Source organism: Paraburkholderia saeva, assembly GCF_907164555.1.
Taxonomy (GTDB): Bacteria; Pseudomonadota; Gammaproteobacteria; order Burkholderiales; family Burkholderiaceae; genus Paraburkholderia; species Paraburkholderia saeva.
Window position 1 is genome coordinate 116,023 of the sequence record NZ_CAJQZC010000010.1, and the last position, 14,928, is coordinate 130,950.

At 60.7% G+C, this 14,928-nt stretch carries 16 protein-coding genes and 2 pseudogenes; 14 read left to right on the forward strand and 4 right to left on the reverse strand.

All coding sequences use genetic code 11. The features are described from left to right. Positions 1 to 19: 19 nt before the first annotated feature. From LPA36_RS23210 to LPA36_RS23220, 3 genes are read left to right on the forward strand one after another with little or no spacing between them, the layout of a single operon-like run. Positions 20 to 1,105 (forward strand): LacI family DNA-binding transcriptional regulator, encoded by a 1,086-nt coding sequence (locus tag LPA36_RS23210; protein WP_228882039.1) that lies wholly within the window; start codon positions 20 to 22, stop codon positions 1,103 to 1,105. Continuing rightward, positions 1,102 to 2,124 (forward strand): hydroxyacid dehydrogenase, encoded by a 1,023-nt coding sequence (locus LPA36_RS23215; protein WP_228882041.1) that lies wholly within the window; start codon positions 1,102 to 1,104, stop codon positions 2,122 to 2,124. The genes LPA36_RS23210 and LPA36_RS23215 overlap by 4 nt, the downstream gene beginning before the upstream one ends. 6 nt (positions 2,125 to 2,130) lie before the next feature. After that, complete coding sequence (locus LPA36_RS23220; RefSeq protein ID WP_228882043.1) at positions 2,131 to 3,000, forward strand: amidohydrolase family protein; 870 nt, start codon at positions 2,131 to 2,133, stop codon at positions 2,998 to 3,000. On the opposite strand, the gene LPA36_RS23225 is transcribed toward LPA36_RS23220, so the two are convergent. Further along, on the reverse strand, positions 2,987 to 3,397 hold the full coding sequence (locus LPA36_RS23225; protein WP_228882045.1) for a hypothetical protein: 411 nt from the start codon (positions 3,395 to 3,397) through the stop codon (positions 2,987 to 2,989). The two genes, LPA36_RS23220 and LPA36_RS23225, sit on opposite strands and share 14 nt — an antisense overlap. Before the next feature lie 176 nt (positions 3,398 to 3,573). Between LPA36_RS23225 and LPA36_RS23230 the strand changes: the two genes are divergently transcribed. Both LPA36_RS23230 and LPA36_RS23235 read left to right on the forward strand, forming a co-directional pair. Next, a complete protein-coding gene (locus LPA36_RS23230; protein ID WP_228882046.1) occupies positions 3,574 to 4,956 on the forward strand; it encodes an FAD-dependent oxidoreductase in 1,383 nt (460 codons plus the stop codon). 96 nt (positions 4,957 to 5,052) lie between these two features. Next, on the forward strand, positions 5,053 to 5,508 hold the full coding sequence (locus tag LPA36_RS23235) for a YdhR family protein (protein ID WP_228882049.1): 456 nt from the start codon (positions 5,053 to 5,055) through the stop codon (positions 5,506 to 5,508). A gap of 144 nt (positions 5,509 to 5,652) precedes the next feature. Here the strand turns inward: LPA36_RS23235 and LPA36_RS23240 are convergent, their stop codons facing one another. Next, a complete protein-coding gene (locus tag LPA36_RS23240; RefSeq protein ID WP_228882050.1) occupies positions 5,653 to 6,174 on the reverse strand; it encodes a hypothetical protein in 522 nt (173 codons plus the stop codon). A 118-nt stretch (positions 6,175 to 6,292) separates the two neighbouring features. Here LPA36_RS23240 and LPA36_RS23245 point away from each other — a divergent pair, with 118 nt between their 5' ends. The 4 genes and pseudogenes from LPA36_RS23245 to LPA36_RS23260 form a co-directional block, all read left to right on the forward strand. Further along, positions 6,293 to 6,700 (forward strand): GFA family protein, encoded by a 408-nt coding sequence (locus tag LPA36_RS23245; RefSeq protein WP_228882052.1) that lies wholly within the window; start codon positions 6,293 to 6,295, stop codon positions 6,698 to 6,700. A 153-nt stretch (positions 6,701 to 6,853) separates the two neighbouring features. Further along, positions 6,854 to 7,216 (forward strand): translation initiation factor Sui1, encoded by a 363-nt coding sequence (locus tag LPA36_RS23250; RefSeq protein ID WP_228882054.1) that lies wholly within the window; start codon positions 6,854 to 6,856, stop codon positions 7,214 to 7,216. 117 nt (positions 7,217 to 7,333) lie between these two features. Continuing rightward, positions 7,334 to 7,687, forward strand: coding sequence for a DOPA 4,5-dioxygenase family protein (locus tag LPA36_RS23255; RefSeq protein WP_228882056.1), 354 nt, complete (start codon positions 7,334 to 7,336; stop codon positions 7,685 to 7,687). Between the two features lie 105 nt (positions 7,688 to 7,792). After that, a pseudogene (locus LPA36_RS23260) lies at positions 7,793 to 7,930 on the forward strand (alanine--glyoxylate aminotransferase family protein); the annotation flags it as partial. Positions 7,931 to 8,668: 738 nt separating this feature from the next. Here LPA36_RS23260 and LPA36_RS23265 read toward each other — a convergent pair. Beyond that, positions 8,669 to 9,577, reverse strand: a complete 909-nt coding sequence (locus tag LPA36_RS23265) for a LysR family transcriptional regulator (RefSeq protein WP_228882057.1) — start codon at positions 9,575 to 9,577, stop codon at positions 8,669 to 8,671. Positions 9,578 to 9,687: 110 nt separating this feature from the next. Between LPA36_RS23265 and LPA36_RS23270 the strand changes: the two genes are divergently transcribed. The 5 genes from LPA36_RS23270 (at position 9,688) to LPA36_RS23290 (ending at position 14,647) form a co-directional block, all read left to right on the forward strand. Then, positions 9,688 to 10,476 carry a gamma-glutamyl-gamma-aminobutyrate hydrolase family protein gene (locus LPA36_RS23270; protein WP_228882059.1) on the forward strand — a complete coding sequence of 263 codons (789 nt, stop codon included), beginning with the start codon at positions 9,688 to 9,690 and terminating at the stop codon, positions 10,474 to 10,476. A gap of 15 nt (positions 10,477 to 10,491) precedes the next feature. Further along, the gene (locus tag LPA36_RS23275) at positions 10,492 to 11,598 is read left to right on the forward strand and encodes a M14 family metallopeptidase (RefSeq protein ID WP_228882062.1); all 1,107 of its coding nucleotides are present in this window, start codon (positions 10,492 to 10,494) and stop codon (positions 11,596 to 11,598) included. A gap of 66 nt (positions 11,599 to 11,664) precedes the next feature. Next, positions 11,665 to 12,981: an MFS transporter gene (locus tag LPA36_RS23280; RefSeq protein ID WP_228882063.1), complete on the forward strand. Its 1,317-nt coding sequence runs from the start codon at positions 11,665 to 11,667 to the stop codon at positions 12,979 to 12,981. Positions 12,982 to 13,089: 108 nt separating this feature from the next. Next, positions 13,090 to 14,175, forward strand: a complete 1,086-nt coding sequence (locus LPA36_RS23285) for a porin (protein ID WP_228882065.1) — start codon at positions 13,090 to 13,092, stop codon at positions 14,173 to 14,175. Between the two features lie 64 nt (positions 14,176 to 14,239). Continuing rightward, the gene (locus LPA36_RS23290) at positions 14,240 to 14,647 is read left to right on the forward strand and encodes a hypothetical protein (protein WP_228882068.1); all 408 of its coding nucleotides are present in this window, start codon (positions 14,240 to 14,242) and stop codon (positions 14,645 to 14,647) included. Between the two features lie 97 nt (positions 14,648 to 14,744). Here LPA36_RS23290 and LPA36_RS23295 read toward each other — a convergent pair. Beyond that, positions 14,745 to 14,828: pseudogene (locus LPA36_RS23295) on the reverse strand (tyrosine-type recombinase/integrase); the annotation flags it as partial. Between the last annotated feature and the right edge of the window lie 100 nt (positions 14,829 to 14,928).

Genomic DNA, 14,928 nt, shown 5'->3' on the forward strand with positions numbered 1-14,928 from the left:
CCGCTTTACCGAGGATTTCGTGAGTACGATACAGGACGTCGCCCGGCACGCTGCCGTCTCGGTGAGCACAGTGTCGAATGTGCTGAATGGACGCACCGACAAGATGCGTCAGGAAACCCTCGCGCGCGTCGAAGCCGCCATCGTCGCGCTGCAGTTCCGGCCCAATACGCTCGCACGCCAGCTCAAGACTGGCCAGACGCCGCTGCTCGGGCTGCTGGTGCCGTCCATCGCCAACCCGATGTACGGCTACATCGCCCGCGAAGTGGAAACCTTCGCGCAGGAGCAGTACGGCTACCGGGTTCTGATCGGCAACACCTATCGCGACCAGGAGAAGGAAGCCTCGTTTTTCGAGGACCTGCTCGCGCACGGCGTGCGGCGCGTGATCGTGATTTCGTCGCTTGCCGACGAGCGGCACCTTGAGCGGGCGGTGCAGCGCGGCATGGTTGTCGTCAGCTACGACCGGCGCGCGACGCCAGGCGAAACGTCCGAAGTCGATCACGTCGCGCCGGACAACTTCGAAGCTGCGCGGATCGCCACGCGTCACCTGATCGCGCACGGCCACACACGTCTCGCCTTTGCGACGGTGGCCGGCATGACGATGAGCCGCAGCAACAAGATCCGCGGCTTCCATGCTGCCGCCAGCGAAGCCGGGTTGCGCGAACACGCGTGCGTCGTCGAGGGAGGCCCGCTCAACGAATACGGCGATTCGGTCATAGGCGAAGTGGGCCGCGACCTTGCGCGGCAAATGGTCAAGGCTGAAGCGCGGCCGACCGGTATCGTCGCCGTCAACGATCTGATGGCGCTGGGTTTGATGGCCGGCCTGCGTGAAATGGGCCTGAGCGTGCCGCGCGACATGTCGCTCGTCGGAATGGATGGCCTCTTTCTGTCGGCGATCTCCAACCCGGCGCTGACCACCGTGCAATTGCCCGTCACCGAAATGGCGCGCGCGATGGTAGACCGTGCGATGACCCGCCAGTCCGAGTCTGGGAAGGATGTCGGAGAACGCGTCTTTACCCCCACCGTGCTCATCGAGCGCGAATCCGTCGGCCCGCCGCCCGCTATTGCTCAGGCGGCCGGAACAGGGTCACGTAAGGCAAATACATGAATACGGTTTTCATCAGTCATCCCCAGAACATGTTGGACCGCTACTTCGGCGACAACGCGATTGCGGCGCTGCGCGCGTTTTCCGATGTCAGATTCAATCCGGAGCATCGCGAGCTCGATACCGGCGAGCTGATCGCCGCGGCCGACGGCTGCGATGCCATCATCGCCTACCGGCAAACCCCGGCGCCCGGCGCGCTGTTTGGTGCGCTGCCTGATCTCGCCGCATTCGTTCGCTGCGCGGTCGATATCAGCACGATCGATGTGGAAGCGGCGAGCGCGCACGGCGTGCTGGTGACGCGCGCGAGCGCCGGCTTCGTGCCGGCGGTGTCGGAATGGGTGATCGCGGTGATGCTCGATCTCGCGCGAGGGACGAGCGCGTATGTGGCGGCCTACCATCGCAGCGAACCGCGTGCGCCCGCGATGGGGCGCGAGCTGCGCGGCGCCACACTTGGCGTGATCGGCTATGGCCAGATCTCGCGCTATCTGTGCGACCTGGCGTGCGCATTCGGCATGCGCGTGCTCGTCGCCGACCCGTATGCGACCATCGATCAGACAGCCGTGCAGCACGTTGCGCTGGAGGCGCTGCTGAAGGAATCCGACTATGTCGTCTGTCTTGCGCCATCCACGCCCGAGACTGCGAACCTGATGAACGCGCGAACCTTCGCTTCGATGAAAGCAGGGGCGTGTTTCATCAATGCGGCACGCGGCGAACTCGTCGACGACGCCGCGTTGCTCGCCGCGCTGGAGTCGGGGCATCTTGCGGGCTGCGCGCTGGATGTGGGCCGTGAAGCCGATCAGATGCCGTCACGGATCCTCGCGCGTCATCCGAACGTGCTGGCGACACCGCATGTGGGCGGTCTCACACCTGACGCCACGCAACACCAGGCGATGGAGACGGTCGCGCAGGTTCAGGCGCTATTTCGCGGGCACATGCCTGTCGGCGCAGTGAATGCAAGCCATGCCACGCGGCTGCGGAAGTTCGGACACGACGCTGCTTCGTTCGTGCCGCTCAAGGACTGATCGCTGATGGAGTCCACTTCCGCGCCGCGCTACGCCGGCGCATGTGACTGTCACATCCACGTCTACGAGGACGGCTATCCGCTTGCGCCGGGTGCGACGTTCAGGCCGGCGCCGGCGCCTGTGTCAGCGTACCGCGAGGTGCAGCGGGCGTTGGGGCTGACGCATGTGGTCGTCGTGCAACCGACGGGCTACGGGTTCGACAACCGCTGCATGCTGTCCGCGCTGGAGCAGTTTGGCAGCGCGGCACGCGGCGTCGCGATGGTGCCGCCGGACAGTGCCGATGACCAGCTTGCCCGCCTTCACAATGCCGGTGTGCGCGGCATGCGTTACATGATGCTGGCCGGCGGATTGTCGACGTGGAGCGGCCTTGAAGCTGACGCCGCGCGTATCGCACCGCTTGGCTGGAACATCGATCTGCAACTCGATGGACGCGACCTTCCGCGTCACGAGTCCACGTTGATGCGTCTGCCCGGCAAACTCGTCATCGACCATACCGGCAAGTTTCTGGAGCCGGTACAGCCTGACAGTGAGGCTTTCCAGTCCTTGTGTCGCGTGCTGGATCGCGGGCATTGCTGGGTGAAACTGTCGGCGCCTTATGAAACCTCACGGGCTGGAGCGCCCGGTTACGACGATGTCGCATTGCTTGCGCGGACGCTTGCCGCGCGATATCCGGAACGCTGCCTGTGGGGCACTAACTGGCCGCATCCGAATGCACAGCCGCGTCCTGTCGATGCAGTGCTGCTGGACTGGCTCACACGCTGCGCAGGTAGCGAGAGCACCACGCGAAAAATACTCGTCGACAATCCGCGTGAACTCTACGGTTTCCGGTCCGAAGTCGGCGCCGATGAGGATGCGTGCGGCATCAACGCTCGCTAGTCGTCGTCCGCCGCACGGCGATGTGGTGGGTGGTGACCAGATAAGCCCACTCGCCGGATTGCGGGCAGTCACCGGGCGAAAAACCATCGAGAAAGCGGCCGGGATAATGGAGGCAGACCCGCTCGGACGCGCCGTGGTCGCAGGGCTGCTCGAACAGCTGGGAATCCGGTTGCAGGTCCATCGCGGATGACCATCGAACCGTCGACCGGTCGGTTGTGGAAACATCGTCGCGAGGCGTAAGCTGGAGGCGATGCAACAGCCGCCGCAACCGCGCCCGTACGACGTCTTCGCAGCTTTCCGGCCACAACATGGTTGTGATGACGTCCCGCCCGACTGGGCCATTCGCTTCGGCAAGATAGACCGGCAGGGCAGGTTCTTGCGCAAGCGCAGCGGGCACGGCCGGCCGTCCGATGGATCTCCGGAAATCCAGGCGTCCGCACGCTGAACCGAGCCATCGTGACGGGGCCCTCAATGGCGGCGTCCACGGGACGCTCAGGGGTCGTGGCGATCCCGCCATTGAGGACAGACGATCGTCGCCAGACCCATTGCGATGGATTGAGCTGGAGGATTGCCATGAAGCACCTGGGTGAGCATGCGATCGTGATCGGTGCCAGCATGGGTGGGCTGCTGGCTGCGCGTGCACTATCGGATTTCTATACCACCGTCACCGTGCTCGAACGCGATGCGTTTCCGGCAGCAGACACTCCGCGCAAGGGCGTCCCACAGGGTCACCATATTCATGGGCTTCTTTCGCGCGGCAGCGCGGTACTCGAGGAATTCTTCCCGGGATATAACCGCGACGTTGTCGCGCAAAGCGGCGGATTGCTCGGCGATGCCGCCAACGATGTGACGTGGATAGGTCGCAACGTCAAGCTCGCCAACGGCACGAGCGACCTGATCGGCCTGCTTGCGAGTCGTCCCGTGCTCGAAGGGCATCTGCGCCGACGGCTCCTGGCGTTGCCAAACGTGCACGCCGTAGAGCATTGCAATGTGCGAGGTCTTGCCAGCAACCCGGCGCGCACACGCGTGACCGGTGTGCGCACCCGTGTCGAGAGCAAGCTGGAAGAGACCGTCAACGCCGATCTTGTCGTTGACGCAACCGGGCGTGGCTCGTCCAGCGCGGCGTGGCTTGAAGAACTCGGCTACCAGCCTCCCGCCAGCGAGAAGGTCGAAATCGGCATTGGCTACATGACCCGTACCTATCGACGTCGGCCGACTGATCTGAATGGCAGGCTCGGCATAGTTATCGCCGGTAGTGCGCCGAACTGGCGGAACGGTGCCCTGCTCGCGCAGGAGGGCGACAGCTGGATCGTCAGCACCGGCGGCTTCCTTGGCGACGATGCGCCCGACAACGATCCAGGCTTTCTCGCGTATCTGGCGACGCTGCCGACCATGGAGATTCACGACGTCGTCGCAGGAGCGGAGCCGTTGACCGGCTACAGGCGCTACCGCTACGCCTCCAACCTGCGCCGGCGGTACGAGAAGCTTGCCCGCTTCCCCGCGAACTACCTGGTTTTCGGCGACGCCATCTGCAGCTTCAATCCGGTCTATGGGCAGGGCATGACAGTCGCGGCGCAGGAGGCGCTGACACTGCAGGAGTGCCTGCGCGCGGGTTCGAACGATCTTGCGCGGCGATTCTTCCGGGCGAGCGCGAAGATCGTCGACATTCCATGGGACATCGCGGTTGGCAACGACCTTCGCCATCCGCAGGTAAAGGGCGCGCGCCCGTTGATGCTGCGTTTCATCAACTGGTACATCGGCAGGCTTCATGTTGCCGCGACGCGGGACAGCACGCTGGCGGTTGCCTTTCTGAAGGTTGTAAACCTGACGATTCCGCCGCCGTCGCTGCTCAGCCCTGCGATCGCCTGGCGGGTCTGGCGGGTCTGGCGGGGCAACCGGAGGTCTGCGCTAGCGGCTTCCTCGCCCGCAATCGAAGGCACCCGCCCTACGATGTGAAAATTGAGCTGACCTCGTCTGGGAAAGCCCCGGCCGCAGGGCTGCGACCACTCGGGGCTGCGAATGCCGCCTCGATTGCCTCGAAAGGCGTGCGACATGATCGGTGTATTCGTTACGTTTCGTTATGGAGACAATTTCGATGAACGGGCCGTGCGGAAGATCGCCGAGACCGCGCGTGGAAAGTTTGAGGTCATGCCGGGACTACGCTCGAAAGCGTTCACGTTCAATTCCGGAAAGCGTGAGGCCACGAACTTCTACGTCTGGGAGTCAGAGGACGCCGCCAAAGCGTTCTTCATCGATGAGCTTCTCGATCGGGTAACCGGTCTCTACGGAGTACGCCCTGACGTCGAGTTCGTGCAGATTGCCGCGCTGGTGGAAAACGCACCGCAGTCCCACCGTCCGCGTGTTTCACCGTCAGCACGCCGGACAGGTGCGTCACCGTGCCCACGGCCTGCGCGTATGCGCCGCGGCCGCAGGCCAGGACGACCAGCAGAAACAGGAATTGCCGCGCGGGCTGTAACATGGCGCGGCCATACGACTGGCTTGTGTTAATGACTCGTTTCATTGTCGGGATGTCAGCTGCAATAAAGTTTGGTCGTGGATTTTGTGCCGCTTTTTTCCGGGGTTGTTTTCGTATCGGCGCCCCCGAACGTGTCCGGCTCACCGCCAACCGTCATCGGCTCCGTCGGCGATGAACTACTGGCGCCGGATGGCGCTGCGACCGGCGTGACAGTCGCGGCAACGGCGGGTGTCGACGTTACAGCCTGAACGACGGCATTCGATACTGGCGTCACGGCGAGCGTCACCAGAGACGCCACCGTCCGGCGGCGAGGGCGCCACTGGAGCCGCAGGGCTCGCAGGATTGACAGGCATCACAGCCGGCGGCACCACAGGCACCGGAATGACCGTGCCATGGGCATCAGAAATGCTGACGCCAGCCGCGTACGTGATGACACCGTTGACGGCGGTGAGTGTGACGAGGCCCGGTGCCGATGTTGCGACGTCTGCATTGACCGATATGTTGTTGCCGGCGAGCGAGTTAATGTTCCCCCCGGCGGACGCAAGCACGCCGTTGAGCGTGAGATTGGCGGCCGAGCCCGCGCTGCTGGCAACCGGCAGATCGATGCCGCCTGTCGCATTGACACCAGCGGCGCCGACGGTCATCGCGCCAATGTTGTTGATGCTGACGTTGCCTCCCACGTTGGAGATGCCGTCCATGCGCCGACCTTCGACCCATGATGGGACTGGCAGATCTGCTCAACAATTCGATGAGCGAGTCAGTCTGATAGACTCAAAAGCCGTGCCGAGCATATCCATAAACCGGGGAGAGAGCCCGATGCTGCGTACATACCAGGGTGGTTGCCATTGCCAGCGGGTGAGATTTGAAGCCCGGATTGATTTCGACCACGGCACATTCAAATGCAATTGCAGTCTGTGTAGCAAGCTGCGACTCTGGCACGTCCAGCTTCGTCCGGAAGCGTTTCGCCTCCTTTCGGATGAAACGACACTGACGGAGTATCAAGGTAAAAACCCGGTCGCCCATCACCCGTTTTGCAAACGGTGCGGTGTTCACGTATTCGATCGCGTGGATACGCCAAACGGAACAGGGTACCCGTATATCAATGTGAACATCATGTGCCTCGAGGACCTTGACCTCAACGAAGCGCTGAATGCGCCGGTTACCTGTCGGAATGGCCTGGAGAACGATTGGGACAATCCGCCCCCGGAAAGCCGACATCTTTGATTTTACTGGTCAGGTGCCCGTCTTCCGGCGCGTGATGCGGTGTTCCGAACAGCAGGCTGCCACAACGAGGGCAAAACAGCGCGTGTCGGCGTCGCGCCGCTGCGTTGAATGGCGTTCCGATTCCTGACGTTAGAGTCCTTCAGTAAGCCAGTCATGAAGAATAATTCAAAGGGTGGGCTTGTCTATTCCACGGATGGCGGGCGGATGTGTCCCGAATGCGGGCAGACGATTGCGGCATGTATCTGCAAGACGGCTGCCAGGACATTGCCAGCAGGTAGCGGCGCGGTGCGAGTGACGCGTGAGACAAAGGGCCGGGGCGGAAAAAGCGTGACGATCGTTAAAGGGCTCGCCCTCGATCCTCTTGCCCTGACCGTGTTAGGCAAGGAGCTGCGTAAGACCTGTGGTTCGGGTGGAACGGTCAAGGATGGCGTGATTGAAGTGCAAGGTGATCATTGCGAGCGGGTCATCGAAGTGCTCAAAAAGTATGGCCACAACGCGAAGAGGGCCGGGGGCTAATCGATTCAATGCGCGTCGGGGTGATGCGTTCAATGCACCGCGTGCGGCCATGCGCGAAAATGACGTGATGGTCGATGATGGCCCGACAATTTTTCTCATTCTCTTCCAGGCCCTGTTATGACCCGCTCCCGCACTAGCACCATCAAAAGCTGGCACGCACATGTTTACTTCAACGCCGACAGCCGCGACGCGGCGTTGGCATTCCGGCAGGCCGTCGAGCAGGATCTCGGCGCGATCATCCAGCTTGGGCGCTTCCATGAACGGCCCGTCGGGCCTCATCCGCAGTGGTCATATCAGATCGCCTTCGAACCTGCCCACTTCGCCGCGATCGTATCGTGGCTCGTACTGAATCACGGCATGCTCGACATTTTCGTGCATCCTGATACCGGTGATGCGCTGGGCGATCATCGCGATGCGGCGATGTGGATCGGCAAGTCGTATCCGTTGAATCTCGACGCGCTCAGCAACTGACATCCCGTCGGCGACACTGCCCGGGACCACTTGCTGCGGGTTGACTCCGCACCTGTAACCGGTCCACCTGCTGGATGGATAACGGGGTATCCCTGCCGATGCCCGATCGCGCCCGGCGTTCCCCTTCAATGTGACGAGCCTGATGGCTTCAGGACCTTTCGCGTCGGATTATCTGGTCCGGACAAACTGCATGCCGTCGAAGGCGCGGTTGCCAGGCTCGCAAAGGCGTTGGACAGTATTCTTCAGGCCGCTTTTCCGGAGCATGTACAGCATGTACGCATGGCAGGCCCTCGCAACCCCATCGACAGGAAGACCCCCGAACCTGCCGGAATAGCGATGCGCACGCGTCGGCCTTTGCTGACGTTGACGTAACGACGCCTGTGAGGCGACTGCATGCAGGCCGCTTTCCGGTCATTCACGCTGCAGCAACGGCGAATGTCAGGGTAAGGGTTGAGCTTTTCCTCCCTGGATACCGTCTGAATTCCGGTTGGCTGGAGCCGCGCGATCTACGCGAACCCGACCATGTATGTATCTCAATCGTTGAACTGTACGCGTTTAGCCACTTCGCCGTAAGCCGCCGATCAAAAACATTCAGTACGCGAAAGCGGCAGCTTCGGGGCGGTATGGCTCAGCGGGTACAACGTGGCTTCTGCTCGATCCAGCGAGACTGATAGCTTGAATTTCGACAATGGCCGACGGCCCGACTAGCGTGATTGTCAAGTCAATAATCTGCGCCGGTGTGGATTAACCGTTCGAGTGTCCATGCGAGCGTTCTGGCGGACGGCCGTAGATGGTCGGGAGCCGCGGTTTCCGATACCAGCCAAAATTCAACAATGAGTGTGCCGCTCCATTCAGTGAAGGGCGGCTTTGTATCTACAGTGCGCAGGCAGTAGTCGACAGTATGTGAAACCGGTCGTAGTTCCTTGAATGCTGATGGATGGGTGCAGCATTTGACGGACGCGCACGCACGCACTCAGTCATTCAGGCAGCGCCGGCCAGGCGCTCACGCACAATTGCAAAGGCCCGTTCAGCAGCAGGGACGAGGGTTCGCCCTTTAAGGCGGACAATCCCTAGCGTCAGTTCCATGTCAGGCTGCGGGGTGACGTTAAGCAGCTCCGCCTTTCCAGTTTGTACGGTCGTGCGCATCCCAAAATCGGTCGACGTGACGATCGCGTCGCACAACGAAACAAGGTCATGTATGGCAGGAAGATCGCTGGCGATCACAGCAAAGTGATCTGCGAACGGCGCGGCGAGACCGTAAAGCTCCATGAAGCGGCGCGCGAGGGAGTCCTCGAGATATCCCGTCGCAATCAGTGGAAACTGCATCAGTTCCTTTATTGTGACCGCCGGGAGCTTCGACAGCGGGTGACCGATGCGCCCATACCAGCCGAAACGACACCGATAGACTGGTTCTACGGCTATGTCAGGATGACAAGCGACAACCCTGATGTCTCCGATAAAGAAGTCGAGTTTTTCTTCCAGCAATAACTGCATCAGCCGGTCGGACGTGTCAATTACAGAGCGCAGCTTTACCTGCGGGGAAGTCTTGAGCAGCTGAACCATGATCGGTTTCAGGAGCGGACCTGCAAGCGATGACCCCATCCCAAACGTCAGCGTCCCCGCGCCGCCTGCGCGCATGAGCTCCATAGCCCGCATACCTTCCTTCTCTTCGAAGACAACCCGCCGCGCGCGTTCCGCGAACGCGTAGGCGTAGGCAGTGGGTTGCAGCCGGCGATCAGTCCGGTCAAACAGCGGTACACCAAGCGATTCTTCGAGCGCCCGGACGCTCCGGGATAGCGCCGGCTGACTCAGATGGACGCTCGCCGCAGCGGCGCTCAGCGAACCTTCACTTAACAGGGCCAGAAAATGTTGAAATTGGCGGGTGTTCACGGGGCGGCTATCAGTTGCAATAAATGCAATATATACCAAATAAATATGCAATTTACACAATTAAGTGGGATGCCTAGACTCGCTCGACAATTTCAGGATTTCCAGCAGACATGAACCACCCGAACCCTCGTCGACCCGTCGTTGCAATTGTGGCTGATCGCTTCGAACGTCAGAAGCACGCGACGCATGCAGTTCTTGAGGGATACGTGCATGCACTCGCGCAGGTTGCGAAAGTGCTTCCAATAATCGTCCCGGCCCATGCCGAAGGGGTTGACGCGGAAACACTCATCTCTTCGATCGACGGCTTTCTGCTGACCGGCAGCCCTTCGAATGTCGCCGCTGAGCGCTACGATGCGCCGCCGCTACCTGTGTCCACGGTTATTGATCCGGCGCGCGATGCGGTCTCGTTGCAACTGCTCCCACTGATTCTTGAGGCTGGCTTGCCATTTCTCGGAATCTGCCGCGGTTTTCAGGAGCTCAATGTCGCGTTCGGTGGCAGCCTTGAGCGAGCCGTCCATGATCAGCCAGGGCGCCTTGACCACCGGGAGGGAGACCACGAACGGCCGGTAGAGCGCTGGTACGACGACCGCCACGCGATCGGGATCATTCCGGGAGGGCGTCTCGCGAAGTTGAGCGCTCAGGCAACTGTGATGGTCAACTCTCTGCACCATCAGGGTGTCGACAGGTTGGGTGAAGGATTGCGCGTCGAGGCAAAAGCGCCCGATGGCCTGATTGAAGCCATCTCGGTTGAGTCGGCAACGCAGTTCACGCTGGGCGTGCAGTGGCACCCCGAAATGCGGGTTGGTGACAGCCCGCTTGCGCACGCGATCTTTACCGCGTTTGGCGACGCCTGCCGGACCCGGCAAGAAGAACGCCTGCAATCTCACCATTCAAACTGAATAGTTATACTGATCGTGGCACAACCTGAAATCAACAAGCTGTTCAGCAACAGCTATGCCGAAGCCCGGGAGAAATTTCTCGACGTGGCATCCCGACGCGGGCTCGCCGTCGATTCGTACACACTGCCGCTGAGCGGGGCCGACGGCGAGACCCTGGCGACCGATGTCGTTCTTGACGGACCGGTCGGAGCGTCAAACCTGCTGCTCGTTATCAGCGGATGCCATGGCGTTGAAGGCTACTGCGGATCCGCAATCCAGACAGGCCTTCTCGAGCTTGCTCTGGATCCGGCCGCCAGATTTGAAGCCGAAAATACCGCCGTGCTTCATGTACACGCCATCAATCCGTATGGCTTCTCCCATACGCGCCGTGTTACGCAGGAAAACGTCGACCTGAATCGCAACTTTGTTGACTTCTCAACCGGGCTTCCGGAAAACGGTGGCTATGCGGAAATCCATGATCTGCTTCTGCCGCCCGAGTGGCCGCCGCGAAAAGAAAATGAGGCGCATCTGAACGAGTTTCGTGAACGCGTCGGTGCACGGGGCTTCCAGCGCGCTGTTTCGCTGGGCCAGTATGCGTTCAGTGACGGACTGCACTTCGGCGGACTGGCGCCGACGTGGAGCAACGAGACGTTCCGGAAAATTCTGCGGAAATATGCCACTACATGCCGGCAAATCGGATCGATCGACATCCACACCGGTCTCGGCCCGTACGGGGTGGGCGAGCGCATTTTCGCGGCGCCTGACAACCCGGCTACGTTGGCCCGCTCGCGCCGATGGTGGGGCGACAACCTCACCTCGGTTTCTGCCGGGACGTCCGCAAGTATTCCGCTGACCGGTCCCATCCAGGCATCGCTCTCGCAAGAGTGCCCACAGGCATTACAGACGAATGTGTGTCTTGAGTTTGGCACCTACCCCATGGAGGAAGTCATTCTCGCCATGCGGGCTGAGCACTGGTTGCACCGCTACGGCTGCGCAGACGAGTCCCGGCGGAACGCCGTCAAGGCCGCACTCAAGCGCGCCTTCTACCCGCAATCCGACGACTGGAAACTGGCGGTCTGGGTACAGGGACGTGAAGTCTGTCTGCAGTCGCTCAACGGTCTGCAAAGAGTCGTTGGCGAGTAAGCCTGGCATACGAGCCTGTTCAGGTGCTGCAAAGCATCCCGGAAATCACAAGAGGAGACACACGACATGACCACTTCCAGCACGTTTGAAGCTGGTCGGCAAGATAGCAGCGGCGTGCGTCAGACACGCCCTGCGATCAGCCGCGTAGCGGTAGCAGGGGCGGTAGCAGGTAACGCGCTCGAGTTCTACGATTTTGTCATCTACGCGTTCTTTGCCGTCTATATCGGCCGGACCTTCTTCCCAGTTGGCGGAGAGTTTGGCAGCCTGCTGGCGTCGATGGCAACCTTTGGCGTCGGCTTCGTTATCCGTCCGCTGGGAGCAGTCCTGATCGGCAGATTCGCCGACAGAGTCGGGCGCAAGCCGGCGATGATCCTCACCGTCGTGCTGATCACGGTCGGCACCCTGGGTCTTGCCGTGACACCAGGTTATTTGGCTATCGGCACGACGGCGCCGATCATTGTGGTGATCTGTCGGTTGGTCCAGGGGTTCGCCCTTGGTGGAGAGGTCGGGCCCTCGACAGCGTTTCTCATCGAAGCTGCACCTGCGCACCGCCGGGGTCTTTACGCGAGCTGGCAACTCGCGAGTCAGGGTATCGCGGTCACCGTCGCTGGCTTGACCGGCGTGGCGGTTTCGCTGTCGCTCACCACGTCACAACTCGCCAGCTGGGGATGGAGGCTTCCATTCCTGTTCAGTCTCCTGCTGGTTCCGGTCGCAACCTATATCCGCCGAAATATCCCTGAAACGCTTGAACACGAACAGGGAGAGATCACGACACAACGTGAAACGAGCCGACTCTCAGGGAACCTTCGCTTCGTCGTGCTTGGCACGCTGGTCCTGTTGGCCGGTGCGGTCTCCTCGCAGGTCGGCAACTACATGACGACCTATGCGATTCAGGTCCTCAAGCTGTCACCGACGCTTGCTCAAATGAGCGTTCTGGTTGGCGGGGCGTTGACGTTTGTGTTTGGTCTGGCTGGAGGTGTTCTTTGTGACGCACGAGGGCGGAAGTTCGCGATGGTCACGCCGCGCATCGCCCTGGCCGTTCTGATCGTACCGATGTTCTGTTGGATCAACGCGGCGCCGGGGGCCATGAGCCTCCTCATCACGACGGCCGTGCTGGCATCGCTCACAGCGGCCAGCGCTGCCGGAGGCCTGGTTGCCATTCCTGAATTGATGCCGGCAGCCTTTCGTAGCACAGGCATCGCTATTACCTATGGTGTGGGAACTGCAATCTTTGGCGGCACGACCCCGTTTGCCGTTACCTGGATCATCTCCGTTACCCATAGTGCACTGGCTCCCGCTTACTACGTTGTGGCAACCAGCGTAATCAGCCTCGTCGCGACAGCGTGGCTGCCTGAAACGCGCAACCGGCTTATCGGTGAGTGACCAGCAGGGGTGCATTGAGATCCAGGGTTATTGAGAAGTATCCAGGCGGGGCCAACACCCGCCAGGGAGCACTGTTTTTTAAATCAACAAACGTTGTCAGGAAAATAAATGAAGAGACACCACATTGCTGCAATGCTGATGCTCCAGTCGATCGGCAGCGGCGCATTTGCCCAGTCTTCGATAACGATTTACGGCAGTGTTGACAACGGCATTACCTACGTCAACAACGTAGGCGGAAAGTCGGTAGTCAAGATGCAGGATGGCATCAACAAATCCAACGCGCTCGGTTTCACCGGCACCGAAGATCTTGGCGGAGGCTTGCATTCGATCTTCAAGCTCGAGAACGGCTTCTCTCTGAATAGCGGAGCGCTTGGTCAAGGGCTGATGTTCGGCAAGCAGGCGTATGTCGGGCTCGGGAAATCCGGCGTGGGTGATGTCTACCTCGGCCGCCAGTACGACTACACGCTGCAGCTTGAACGGTATATGCAGCCATTCCTGAACTGCGGGATTATGGTCTTCGAGAACGGTGACCTGGATCGCGCGTCTGGCGAGCGTCTGAACAACGCAGTGCAATTCAACAGTGCAAATTTTGGTGGATTCACCTTCGGTGCCATGTATGCGTTTGGGCAGAACGCCGGCACTTCGTCCACCAATATCGGGCGCGCGTACAGCGGGAACGTCCAGTACGGCTATGGACCGTTTTCGGCTGCTTTGGTGGTGACCGACATCAACAAGGTTGCGGTATTGGCGGGAGCAACTGGGGCGCCGACTCTGCTCGGCCAGCGGTTGACCCCCTCGACTGTACTTCTGGTGGACAATCAGCGCATCCTGGGTGCGGCGGGTATGTACACGTTTGGCAGCTGGCGCGCGTCGGCGATCTACACCAATACCAGGCTCCAGTTGAATGGCAACTCGGCCACCGACCAGGTGGTACACGTCGGCGGCGACTACCGTCCGCAGCCTGATGTCGATCTCGCGGCCAAGGTGTCCTACGACAAGCTTGACGGTTCACACTGGTATTCCGTTGCGGCGAGCGCGGATTATCTGCTGTCAAAACAAACCGATATCTATCTTGAGCTCGTGGGCCAGAAGGCGGGTGGAGCGTCCGGGACGGTCGCGTCGATCGCGGTGATGGGTCCTTCGTCGACCGACTCCCAGTTCGTATCCCGGGTTGGCCTTCGGCACTTCTTCTGATTTCACGTGACTCCGACGCGACGTCGCCCGACGCAACAATTGGCAAGAACGCTTCGAATACCTGATGGAAATTGAATCGCTGTTGTTTCCGGTTGCTGCGATTCTTGTCGAACCGGCGGCGGAACCCGAGTGGTTTTGCCGGCCCGATCACGCACAGGCCGCTGTCATATGCGAATACGGCGACGTGCGGGACATACTGCTGAAGCTACCGGAATGCTGGACGATCGTTTCAGGAGCCCGAGTGCTTGGGCTACATGATGACGTCGATATTACGGAAGCAGACCCGCGCTTCAATGGCACGCTCGGGGAGACGGGGTTCGCTGTGGTTCGGCATGATCCTGCCGCTCTTTTTGTCATGCTCATGACGATAGGTGCTGCGGAAGCCGTGTTACTGCCGAAACGGCCATTCCTTGACCGCCATTCGTTCAATATGTGCATTCCCGGCATGCCCGACCTTCGTCGCGACACCTGAAAAATGCAGCAATATTCGCCAGACAAGCCCTCGACAGAAAGCTGCCGCACGACTGCGCATGCAACATCAGATTGTGCGGCCAGCGCTGACCGCACTCGAGTTCAGTCTGCTCCGAAATCTCAAGCGCGTCATCGACTTCAATGCCAGGGTACCTGATGGTGCTTTCAATCTTGCGATGTCCTGTTGGCCACCCCTGACCGTTTCTATTCGGGTCTGTTGCGCGTTTTTTGGAGTCTATTGTGCAGGGACAAGTAACCGCTTTGAAGCGTGCTGACGAAAAC

What these genes read in the sequence shown, in the direction of transcription:
- LPA36_RS23215 (WP_228882041.1), top strand. Translation starts at nt 1,102, where the DNA reads ATGAATACGGTTTTCATCAGTCATCCCCAGAACATGTTGGACCGCTAC.
- LPA36_RS23220 (WP_228882043.1), top strand. Translation starts at nt 2,131, where the DNA reads ATGGAGTCCACTTCCGCGCCGCGCTACGCCGGCGCATGTGACTGTCAC.
- LPA36_RS23230 (WP_228882046.1), top strand. Translation starts at nt 3,574, where the DNA reads ATGAAGCACCTGGGTGAGCATGCGATCGTGATCGGTGCCAGCATGGGT.
- LPA36_RS23235 (WP_228882049.1), top strand. Translation starts at nt 5,053, where the DNA reads ATGATCGGTGTATTCGTTACGTTTCGTTATGGAGACAATTTCGATGAA.
- LPA36_RS23240 (WP_228882050.1), bottom strand. Translation starts at nt 6,174, where the DNA reads ATGGACGGCATCTCCAACGTGGGAGGCAACGTCAGCATCAACAACATT.
- LPA36_RS23245 (WP_228882052.1), top strand. Translation starts at nt 6,293, where the DNA reads ATGCTGCGTACATACCAGGGTGGTTGCCATTGCCAGCGGGTGAGATTT.
- LPA36_RS23250 (WP_228882054.1), top strand. Translation starts at nt 6,854, where the DNA reads ATGAAGAATAATTCAAAGGGTGGGCTTGTCTATTCCACGGATGGCGGG.
- LPA36_RS23255 (WP_228882056.1), top strand. Translation starts at nt 7,334, where the DNA reads ATGACCCGCTCCCGCACTAGCACCATCAAAAGCTGGCACGCACATGTT.
- LPA36_RS23270 (WP_228882059.1), top strand. Translation starts at nt 9,688, where the DNA reads ATGAACCACCCGAACCCTCGTCGACCCGTCGTTGCAATTGTGGCTGAT.
- LPA36_RS23280 (WP_228882063.1), top strand. Translation starts at nt 11,665, where the DNA reads ATGACCACTTCCAGCACGTTTGAAGCTGGTCGGCAAGATAGCAGCGGC.
- LPA36_RS23285 (WP_228882065.1), top strand. Translation starts at nt 13,090, where the DNA reads ATGAAGAGACACCACATTGCTGCAATGCTGATGCTCCAGTCGATCGGC.
- LPA36_RS23290 (WP_228882068.1), top strand. Translation starts at nt 14,240, where the DNA reads ATGGAAATTGAATCGCTGTTGTTTCCGGTTGCTGCGATTCTTGTCGAA.